Consider the following 9575-nt stretch of genomic DNA (forward strand, 5'->3'; position numbering starts at 1 on the left):
CTCTTTTTTTATGGGTGAGAGGGGGGCAGAGCTGGGAATCGGCAACAGAGCGGGGATATCGGCGGGAGCGGGAATGAATCGGCATCAGAGTGAGGATATCGGCTGGAGCAGGAACCAATCAGCATCAGAGCGGGGATATCGCTCCCATTACCTATACCATACCCCCTGGCATAATACTTTATCTTATACAGGCTTACTATTATAATGTAATAATAGAGTAAATGAGGAGAAAGGGAGATAGGATGGTTGCTCCAAGGCCTGGTACAAAAATGAAGATACAAAGCTACAAGCATAATGGCCTGCTACACCGGGTTTGGGAGAACAGTCTGGTGTTGAAAGGGACAGACACGATTGTCATTGGAGCCAATGATCGAACACTGGTAACGGAAAGTGACGGCAGGACGTGGATTACCAGGGAGCCTGCTATCTGCTATTTTCATGCAAGGCATTGGTTTAATATTATTGGGATGCTAAGAGATGACGGTATATATTATTATTGCAACATCAGTTCCCCTTTCGTGTATGATGATGAAGCTTTGAAGTATATTGACTATGATCTGGATGTCAAAGTATATCCGGATATGACATATAATCTTTTGGATGAAGATGAATATGAAGAACACCGAAGGCAGATGAATTATCCGGAGGTCCTGGATCGCATCCTCCATAACAATATGGATCTGCTGCTGCTATGGATCAGGCAGCGGAAGGGCCCGTTTTCCCCGGAATTCGTGGATCAATGGTATGAACGATACCTGACGTATAGGTGACCATCCGGAGCGAGCACTCCGGGTCAGTCCCTGAAACCTTGTTACTCGTGATGCAAGTGACAAGGTTTTCTTTTCAATGGATAAGGAATGAATACATAATGTCACGGAACTCTCCCCAGGGGCTGGAGGAGGGTTTACCTTTGATAAAAACACAGTGTAAGGAAGATTTATTATGAGCAGTGTCAGACAATATATGGAGTATGTAAAACCATATAAGTGGAAAATTTTATGGACGATTTTAATCGGGATCGTCAAATTCGGCATCCCGCTACTCATGCCACTGATCATGAAGTATGTGATTGATGACATTATTGGTGCGGAGGAACTCACCGCGGCGGAGAAGACCTCCGAACTGCTGTGGGTAATGGGGATTGCATTCGTAATTTTCCTTGTCCTAAGGCCGCCGGTGGAATATATCCGCCAGTATCTGGCGCAGTGGGTGGGAAATAAGATCCTGTTTGACTTGAGGGATAGACTCTTTGATCATATACAAAAACTGAGCTTGAAGTTCTATTCTAAGACAAAAACCGGAGAAATTATTTCCCGGGTAATACATGATGTCGAACAAACGAAGAATTTTGTCATCACCGGGTTGATGAATATTTGGCTCGATATGATAACGATCGCTATCGCCATTGTCATCATGCTGACAATGGATGTCGGGCTGACGATTGTATCGATCATTCTCTTCCCATTCTTCGGGTTCGCGGTCAAGTTCTTCTATGGAAGACTCCGCCGTTTGACGAGGGAAAGGTCCCAGGCTTTGGCGGAAGTGCAGGGCCATCTCCATGAACGGGTGCAGGGGATGCCTGTCACAAGAAGCTTTGCCTTGGAAGATTATGAACAGGATCAATTCGCCCAGCGAAATGACAACTTTTTGCAAAAGGCGTTGAACCATACGGATTGGAATGCCAAAACATTCGCGGTAACCAATACGATAACCGATTTGGCACCTCTGCTTGTGATTGCCTATGCCGGTTATTTCGTCATCAATGGCAACTTGACGATTGGTACGATGGTGGCATTCTTCGGTTATATGGAGCGGGTGTACAGCCCGCTGCGGAGACTGATCAATTCATCCACGGTGCTTGTCCAGTCGATTGCATCCATTGACCGTGTCTTTGAGCTGTTTAACGAGAAATATGATGTGACAGACAAAGAAGATGCGAAAGAGTTGCAGCAGGTAAAAGGCGATGTGGAATTTGACCAGATCTCCTTCCGCTATGACGACGAGGAGAAGCTGGTCCTGAAGGACCTCAATCTGAAGGTCAAAAGCGGAGAAACCATTGCTTTTGTCGGAATGAGCGGGGGAGGGAAGTCTACCCTGATCAGCCTGATTCCTCGTTTCTATGATGTTACGTCGGGTGCCATTAAGGTGGACGGCAAGGACATTCGGGATATAAAAGCCCGATCGCTAAGGAATAATATCGGGATGGTGCTGCAGGATAATATCCTGTTCAGCGAATCCATCGAAATGAACATCAAGATGGGCAACCCCGACGCAACCCATGAAGAAGTGGTGGCAGCGGCAAAGGCGGCCAATGCCCATGACTTCATCGAAGAAATGCCGCAGGGCTATGGTACCTTGGTCGGCGAACGGGGTGTGAAGCTTTCCGGCGGGCAGAAGCAGCGAGTGGCCATTGCCCGGGTATTCCTGAAGAATCCGCCAATCCTGATTTTTGACGAAGCGACCTCTGCTTTGGACTTGGAGAGTGAGCATATTATCCAGGAAGCACTCGAACGCCTAGCATCCGACCGGACCACTTTCATCGTCGCGCATAGGCTGGCGACGATTACCCATGCTGACCGGATCGTTGTCGTTGAGAATGGGGAAATTGCCGAGAGCGGTTCCCATGAGGAACTGATGAAACGCAAAGGAAGCTACTATGACCTCTATCAAGTCCAGAATCTGGACAATGAACCTGAACTTACCTAAAAACCAAAAAACTCCTTCACTCAATAAGAGTGAAGGAGTTTTTTAGTCTGTACCGCAGACTGCAGTGCTATATGAGCAATCAATTTACTTCATTTGGCTGAATGCATAATCAACCGCTTTGATCGTCTGATTGATATCTTCTTCTGTATGCGCGATGGTGAGGAACCATGCTTCGAATTTGGACGGGGCCAGATTGATGCCCTGTTTAAGCATCAGTTTGAAGAACTTCCCGAATGCCCCACCATCACTTCGGTCCGCATCTTCATAGTTGGTTACCTGGTCGACGCCGAAGTAGACAGTCAACGCACCAACCAGTCGGTTGACAGTGACCTGGATCTGATGCTTTTCCGCTTTTTCTCGGATGCCTTTCTCCAGCTTCTCACCTAGCCGTCCGAGCTTTTCATAGGTGCCTTCTTCTTGCAGCACTTCCAGACAAGCGATGCCTGATGCCATTGATGCAGGGTTGCCGGCCATCGTTCCTGCCTGGTAGGCTGGCCCGAGCGGTGCTACCTGTTCCATGATTTCCTTCTTGCCCCCGTAAGCTCCGATCGGCAGTCCGCCGCCAATGATTTTGCCCATTGCGGTCAAATCAGGTTCAATGCCGTATACCTGCTGGGCGCTTCCGTAAGTAAAACGGAAGCCGGTGATCACTTCGTCATAGATCACGAGAGCGCCTGCTTCATGAGTCTTGTCATTTACGGCCTGCAGGAAGCCTTCATGAGGTTCCACGATGCCGAAGTTGCCGACAATCGGCTCGACGAGGACAGCCGCGATATCGTCTCCCCATTTATCCAATGCTTTCTGGAACATGTCCAGGTCATTGAATGGAACGGTGATTACGTCCTGTGCGACAGATGGCGGGATTCCCGCTGAATCGGGGGTTCCCAAGGTTGCCGGGCCTGAACCTGCTTCCACCAGAACAGAGTCGAAGTGGCCGTGGTAACAGCCGGAGAACTTGATGATTTTGGTGCGGTTGGTATATGCCCTTGCCACTCTGACTGTTGTCATCACTGCCTCTGTCCCTGAATTCACGAAACGGACTTTTTCCAGGGATGGGATGGCCTCTTTAAGCATTTTGGCGAACCGGTTTTCAAGGCTTGTCGGTGTCCCGTAAAGCACTCCCGTATCTGCCGCTCTTTTTATTGCCTCGGCAATATGGGGGTGGGCATGCCCGGTGATGATCGGTCCGTATGCTGCTAAGTAATCGATGTATTTATTGCCGTCGACATCATAGAAGTATGCCCCTTCACCACGTTCCATATATACCGGGGTGCCGCCACCGACCCCTTTATATGCACGTGATGGAGAGTTGACTCCGCCGACAATATGTTCCTGGGCTTCTTCATAAAGCCGTTCTGAGGTTGAAAAATCCATGATTATCATTTCCTTCCTGAATAAATGCACTCCGTCTTTATCGTATCTTATATGCAAATTAGATGACAAGCATATAGGCAGGCATGCATAAGATGGAATAGGCTTTGATGAAGAAGGGGACAGCAATTATGATTCCATGGCTTGCACTGATCTCTATCTGTATCGTGATGGTGGTCAGCATTATCCAATTCATACGCGGAGGAAAATGGCGCCCGGCGTTCGAATTGCGCGAGGGGAGATTTTCTGCCGAGGTTTTCTATACCTTCCTGATCATTTATATATCGGTGATGATTGGATTCGGGCTGATCTATTTCACCCTGTCCTTCCAAGGAATCATCCTAGTGGAGAACGGCGAGCTGCGCCAGCCAAGTGTCATCGGTTCACTGAGCCACTCCATGTACTTCAGCGGGGTTACCCTGCTGACGATCGGCTATGGCGATATTACCCCGATCGGCATCGGCAGGCTGATTGCACTCATTCAGGCATTAATCGGTTATATCATCCCTGCTGCTTTCGTACTGAAATTGGTACAATCCCACCAGCGAAACACAATGGAATGAAGGACGGTGGAATCTATGCTATAGTTGACTTAAGAAAACTTACATATGGAGGGGTTCCAATGACAGTCGAAACAGGACAACAAGCACCAAACTTCACATTATCCAACCAGAGTGGTGAACAGGTGAGCTTGGCCGATTACAAAGGCAAGAATGTCGTATTGTACTTTTATCCAAAAGACATGACACCGGGATGCACAACAGAAGCATGTGATTTCCGTGACAACCACGAAAGCTTCGGAGAGCTGGATGCAGTGATCCTCGGCGTTAGTCCGGATCCGGTAGACAAGCATCAGAAATTCATTGATAAGCATGATCTGCCATTCGAACTGCTGGCAGATGAAGATCATCAAGTGGCCGAAGAATTTGGCGTGTGGAAGTTGAAGAAGAACTTTGGAAAAGAGTATTACGGGATTGAACGTTCCACCTTCATCATTGATAAAGAAGGAATCATCCGTAAAGAATTCCGCAAGGTCCAAGTGAAAGGCCATGTGGAAGAAGCATTGGAATACATCCGGGAAAACCTGTCCTAAAAAGTGCCTAAGAGAGGCAGACAGCCTTCCTCATGGAGGGCTGTTTTTTTTAGGAAGATTAAACGAAATATTCAAACTGTTCCATTTATGTTTGAACGGTTACAATTAGAGTTAGAAAACGGAGTGGGAGGTAGGATAGATGATTCTTTTTTCAGCAAAAATATCACAGAGGCATCAAGAACGGCTCAAGAAGGATTACCCCGATTTGGAAATCATCTTTGCAGAAGGCGCAGAGGATACCTATAAATATATAGAGGAAGCCGATGTGCTCGTTACATACGGGAGTGAACTCGAGGAAGAGATGGTTGAACGGGCAGAGAAGCTGAAATGGATGATGCTGCTTTCTGCAGGTGTGGATAAAATGCCGTACGAAGCCGTCAAAAAGAAGGGTATCCCTGTAACAAATGCACGCGGCATCCATAAGATCCAAATGTCCGAGTACGCTATTTCCATGCTGCTTCAAACGTACCGCGGGGCCAAACAGCTGACCAAAAGCGAGCAGGAACACCATTGGGACCGCTCGGTGAAAATGCAGGAAATGACCGCCAGGACTTTGCTGATTGCCGGGACAGGGGCGATTGGCCAGGAAGTAGCAAGGCTTGCGAAGGCATTTCAGATGAAAACCATTGGTGTATCGCGGAGCGGCCGTGCCAGGGAGCATTTTGATGAAACCTATGAGAACAGCAGGCTGGAGGAACTGCTGCCAGACGTGGATGCTGTTGTATCCGTCCTTCCAAGCACGAAGGAAACCCAGTATTTCTATACAGAGAAACATTTCCGGCTGCTTCCAGACCATGCCGTTTTCCTGAATATGGGCAGGGGGGATGCCGTGAAGGAAGAGGACTTGCTGAAGGCTGTCCGCAATGAGGAGATTGCCCACGCGGTATTGGATGTATTCGAGGAGGAGCCGCTTCCAGAGGATCATCCATTCTGGGAAGAAGAAAGAGTGACCATCACCCCACATTTGGCGGGATTGTCTCCGCATTACACGACAAGGGCATTGGAGATTTTCGAAAAGAATCTGCAAGTATATCTGGACGGCATTGATGACTTTATAAATCTGGTTGATCTGGACAGGGGGTACTAATATGGCGAGAATCTATACACGTTCCGGTGACAAGGGGCAGACTTCCCTGATATATGGCAAGCGGGTGGCTAAAAATGATGCCCGCGTGGAAGCCTACGGAACCTGTGATGAAGCGAATTCGATGATCGGGCTGGCACTGAGTTTTCTGGACGGGGAAAATTTTGATGGAAAAGACGAATTCATCAGCACGCTTCATAAAGTACAGACGATTCTTTTCCACGTAGGGGCAGAGCTTGCAACGCCGAGTGATAAAGAGGTTGCCTGGAAACTTAAACACGAGCATATCGAGGAATTGGAAAAGCAGATTGATCAGTGGGAGGAGGAGCTCCCGCCGCTGAAAAACTTCATTCTTCCCTCGGGCCATCGTGCTTCTGCCGCCCTCCATACGGCAAGGACCGTAGCAAGGCGTGCAGAGCGGGCGGCCGTCGGGGTGGATGATGCCAATCCGATGGTGCAATCCTATATCAACCGCCTGTCGGACTTCCTGTTCGTGGCAGCAAGATATGTGAACCGCAAGCTTGGCGGGGAAGAACGAAACCTGAAGGCGGATATTTAAGAAGCAGCTGATAAAGATGGAAATCCAATCAGAGGAATAAAAGAAGTGTGTGGAAATATACTGATATTGACAGCTTGCCATTGTAGAGAGTAAACTATTTATAAGGATTATAATATAATAATACTATTAGTAAACGCACAATATAGTGAAAGAGAGGTGGTTGTCCGTGTCTGAGAAGCGCTTGAAAGAAGCAATCGATACACTAAAGGAATCAGGCGTGCGGATCACACCACAACGGCATGCTGTTCTGGAATACCTGCTTAATTCCTTGGTGCATCCGACGGCTGACGAAATTTATAAGGCTCTGGAGGGGAAATTCCCCAACATGAGTGTAGCGACCGTGTATAACAACCTGCGGGTATTGAGGGAGATCGGGCTCGTGCGTGAACTGACGTATGGCGACTCCTCGAGCAGATTTGACTGTAACACGGAGGAGCATTATCACATCATCTGTGATAATTGCGGGAAGATTGTCGATTTCCATTATCCGTCTCTCGACGAAGTGGAATCACTGGCTGAGCAAGTGACCGGTTTTGATGTCAGCCATCACCGAATGGAAATTTACGGAACGTGTGAAGAGTGCCAAGGGATGGAGAACCAGAAGCATTAATACCGATTCTTACTTGATAATTTAAGTCGAATGCAGCTTTTGCATTTGGCTTTTTTTATTGCTTTGCGCGTCCAGCTCAGGTCTGTAATGCGATACCTGGTAGGTAAGCTTCCTATAGAATACAAAAAAACCGCCGGTCGGCGGTTTTAGTTTTGGTCCTCTGCTTCTTTTTTATATCGGCGGGAATTGTATTTTTCATCAAACTCTTTGCCTTCCAGATCTTTATCCAGTGTGAGCGGCTGTTTGCAATGCATGCAAGCATCGACGCGCCCAAGCATTTTGGTGGGTTTTTCACAGCTCGGACAAATAATCTGAACGGCTTTGGTCGATAAGGTGCCGATCCATGCATATACAACTACACTGAAGAGGATGGATAAGAGCCCAAGGATAAAGAAAATAGCCATCAGCCACTCAATATTCCTTGTCAGGAGACCTCCATACATCAGAATGAAACCTGCAAAGATCAATATCAATGCAAATGAACGTATTTTATTAATTTTGCTTGAATAAACCAAACGTTGTTCAGCCATCATTGTCCTCCTTACATCTTCCATTGGTAGTATAGCATATTTTTGTTAAAAATTCGTTACAGAAAAAGGATTTCACGCAATCGTAACGAATACAGTAATGACGAAATTGGAGGGAAGCAAGATGGAAACATTATTACGGCCCATTTACCAGGAGCATGCGAGCAATCCTGCGACATTGGGCATCATTATCCTGGAAAAAGTGAAACCGAACAGCCCGATAACCGACGACTTTGACGTGATTCTACTTATATTGGTGAATGAAGCGGAACAGCCGTGGAAGGTGAAGCACTATGAGTTTGATGACAAGACGGCAGCACTACATATCGTTACCACGGACCTGCTCCGTGAATGGATAGATACCAGCGGCTACCGCCGGGCCATTGAATGGATCATCTATGGAAGAAAGATATTCGACCGGAACGGATTCATCAGTGACTTGAAGGAGGAACTGAGGAGTTTCCCTCCCGAGAACAGGGAGCTGCGCAAGGTCATCGAATTCGGCAAGCTGGTGAAAAGATATAAGGAAGCGAAGGAACTGCTGGAGGTGGGGGAGTATAAGGAAGCTAACAGCAAGGTCCTATATTCTCTTCATTACCTAGCGAGGCTGACTGTCATTGAGCAGGGTTTCTATCCGGAGGTAACGGTATGGAGCCAGGTGAAGCAGATCGATTTGGAAACCTATAAGCTCTATGAGGAGTTTATTGAGAGCAGTGAGCCGCTCGAAAAGAGGATCCAGCTGATGACCATTGCCATGGAGTTCATCATCAACAAGCGGGCGAAAGTGGCGGCAAGGCATTTACTGGATGTCATGCGGTCGAAAAAGGAACCATGGTCATTTGCAGAGTTGAAGCTTCACCCGATGACAGTGCCATACACTTTGGATCTTGCCGCCATTGTTTCCTATTTAGTAGAAAAAGATATCATTCTGACAGTGAGGGAACCAACAAAGGGGATCGGTGTCTATCATCGCAAATATTATGTGAGCAATTGGTGAGCCATCCGTCAGTCGCAGGCATGAATAGAATACGCCTCTTCCGTTACAGTGTCAGCTGCTGAATCGGAGTGAGGCGTATTTTTGTAAAAGAAATGTAAAAAGACTGTTGACTTTTCAACCACCACATGATAAATTTAATTTCGTCGCAAAAAACATATCGACAACAGGCAACAGCTTCTGAGTTGTTCCGATTAAAACATGAAAAAAGTTGTTGACTTGGGTTGAGCGATATGATATATTATTAAAGTCGCTGATTGAGAGGCGGCAAAACAAAATATTCACTCCGAAAACTTCTTGAAAAAAGTTGTTGACACTACGGAATGGATATGTTACGATAAAGAGGTCGCTGAAAAAAAGCGACAAAAACAATTTGCTCTTTGAAAACTGAACAAAACAACCAGTATGTCAAGAAGAAACAACTCGTTTTTTCTTATAAACTAGCAGAAGCATTGCTTCTGCGAAAGCTAAGACATTCGGTAGGATTGATTGGTGTCAATCTTACCCAAACTTTTTTGGAGAGTTTGATCTTGGCTCAGGACGAACGCTGGCGGCGTGCCTAATACATGCAAGTCGAGCGCGGGAAGCAGGTAGATCCCCTTCGGGGGTGACACCTGTGGAACGAGCGGCG

11 protein-coding genes and 1 rRNA gene are annotated in these 9575 nt (G+C 47.1%); 10 read left to right on the forward strand and 2 right to left on the reverse strand.

Translation table 11 applies throughout. The features are described 5' to 3' along the window. The first annotated feature begins 10 nt into the window (after window positions 1-10). The 3 genes from ACFODW_RS14850 to ACFODW_RS14860 all read left to right on the forward strand — a co-directional run bounded on the left by ACFODW_RS14850 (window position 11) and on the right by ACFODW_RS14860 (window position 2706). Entirely contained in the window at window positions 11-205 is a 195-nt protein-coding gene (locus ACFODW_RS14850; protein ID WP_390307565.1) for a hypothetical protein, read from the forward strand. Between the two features lie 37 nt (window positions 206-242). Continuing rightward, window positions 243-770 (forward strand): nucleoside tri-diphosphate phosphatase, encoded by a 528-nt coding sequence (gene ntdP, locus ACFODW_RS14855; protein ID WP_390307566.1) that lies wholly within the window; start codon window positions 243-245, stop codon window positions 768-770. 172 nt (window positions 771-942) lie between these two features. After that, window positions 943-2706 (forward strand): ABC transporter ATP-binding protein, encoded by a 1764-nt coding sequence (locus ACFODW_RS14860; RefSeq protein ID WP_390307567.1) that lies wholly within the window; start codon window positions 943-945, stop codon window positions 2704-2706. Between the two features lie 84 nt (window positions 2707-2790). Here the strand turns inward: ACFODW_RS14860 and ACFODW_RS14865 are convergent, their stop codons facing one another. After that, entirely contained in the window at window positions 2791-4080 is a 1290-nt protein-coding gene (locus ACFODW_RS14865; protein ID WP_390307568.1) for a glutamate-1-semialdehyde 2,1-aminomutase, read from the reverse strand. Window positions 4081-4208: 128 nt separating this feature from the next. Between ACFODW_RS14865 and ACFODW_RS14870 the strand changes: the two genes are divergently transcribed. The 5 genes from ACFODW_RS14870 (at window position 4209) to perR (ending at window position 7423) form a co-directional block, all read left to right on the forward strand. Then, window positions 4209-4640 carry a potassium channel family protein gene (locus ACFODW_RS14870; protein ID WP_390307569.1) on the forward strand — a complete coding sequence of 144 codons (432 nt, stop codon included), beginning with the start codon at window positions 4209-4211 and terminating at the stop codon, window positions 4638-4640. 59 nt (window positions 4641-4699) lie between these two features. Next, a complete protein-coding gene (gene bcp, locus ACFODW_RS14875; protein WP_390307570.1) occupies window positions 4700-5170 on the forward strand; it encodes a thioredoxin-dependent thiol peroxidase in 471 nt (156 codons plus the stop codon). A 139-nt stretch (window positions 5171-5309) separates the two neighbouring features. Next, window positions 5310-6257: a D-2-hydroxyacid dehydrogenase gene (locus ACFODW_RS14880; protein ID WP_390307571.1), complete on the forward strand. Its 948-nt coding sequence runs from the start codon at window positions 5310-5312 to the stop codon at window positions 6255-6257. A gap of 1 nt (window position 6258) precedes the next feature. After that, the gene (locus ACFODW_RS14885; RefSeq protein WP_390307572.1) at window positions 6259-6813 is read left to right on the forward strand and encodes a cob(I)yrinic acid a,c-diamide adenosyltransferase; all 555 of its coding nucleotides are present in this window, start codon (window positions 6259-6261) and stop codon (window positions 6811-6813) included. Between the two features lie 166 nt (window positions 6814-6979). Further along, window positions 6980-7423, forward strand: coding sequence for a peroxide-responsive transcriptional repressor PerR (gene perR / locus ACFODW_RS14890; RefSeq protein ID WP_390307573.1), 444 nt, complete (start codon window positions 6980-6982; stop codon window positions 7421-7423). Between the two features lie 146 nt (window positions 7424-7569). Here the strand turns inward: perR and ACFODW_RS14895 are convergent, their stop codons facing one another. Continuing rightward, entirely contained in the window at window positions 7570-7953 is a 384-nt protein-coding gene (locus ACFODW_RS14895; protein WP_390307574.1) for a YgzB family protein, read from the reverse strand. Window positions 7954-8074: 121 nt separating this feature from the next. Here ACFODW_RS14895 and ACFODW_RS14900 point away from each other — a divergent pair, with 121 nt between their 5' ends. Beyond that, window positions 8075-8947 carry a nucleotidyltransferase-like protein gene (locus ACFODW_RS14900; RefSeq protein ID WP_390307575.1) on the forward strand — a complete coding sequence of 291 codons (873 nt, stop codon included), beginning with the start codon at window positions 8075-8077 and terminating at the stop codon, window positions 8945-8947. Between the two features lie 509 nt (window positions 8948-9456). Continuing rightward, window positions 9457-9575, forward strand: a 16S ribosomal RNA gene (locus tag ACFODW_RS14905); the annotation flags it as partial.

It is taken from the genome of Virgibacillus sediminis (assembly GCF_042643265.1).
In the GTDB taxonomy this organism is placed as follows: Bacteria; Bacillota; Bacilli; order Bacillales; family Amphibacillaceae; genus Virgibacillus_O; species Virgibacillus_O sediminis.

Bases quoted from the DNA above. Each gene is read 5' to 3' on its own strand.
- bcp (WP_390307570.1), top strand. From the start codon at position 4,700: ATGACAGTCGAAACAGGACAACAAGCACCAAACTTCACATTATCCAAC.
- ACFODW_RS14850 (WP_390307565.1), top strand. From the start codon at position 11: ATGGGTGAGAGGGGGGCAGAGCTGGGAATCGGCAACAGAGCGGGGATA.
- ACFODW_RS14885 (WP_390307572.1), top strand. From the start codon at position 6,259: ATGGCGAGAATCTATACACGTTCCGGTGACAAGGGGCAGACTTCCCTG.
- ACFODW_RS14880 (WP_390307571.1), top strand. From the start codon at position 5,310: ATGATTCTTTTTTCAGCAAAAATATCACAGAGGCATCAAGAACGGCTC.
- ACFODW_RS14900 (WP_390307575.1), top strand. From the start codon at position 8,075: ATGGAAACATTATTACGGCCCATTTACCAGGAGCATGCGAGCAATCCT.
- ACFODW_RS14895 (WP_390307574.1), bottom strand. From the start codon at position 7,953: ATGGCTGAACAACGTTTGGTTTATTCAAGCAAAATTAATAAAATACGT.
- ACFODW_RS14870 (WP_390307569.1), top strand. From the start codon at position 4,209: ATGATTCCATGGCTTGCACTGATCTCTATCTGTATCGTGATGGTGGTC.
- ntdP (WP_390307566.1), top strand. From the start codon at position 243: ATGGTTGCTCCAAGGCCTGGTACAAAAATGAAGATACAAAGCTACAAG.
- ACFODW_RS14865 (WP_390307568.1), bottom strand. From the start codon at position 4,080: ATGGATTTTTCAACCTCAGAACGGCTTTATGAAGAAGCCCAGGAACAT.
- ACFODW_RS14860 (WP_390307567.1), top strand. From the start codon at position 943: ATGAGCAGTGTCAGACAATATATGGAGTATGTAAAACCATATAAGTGG.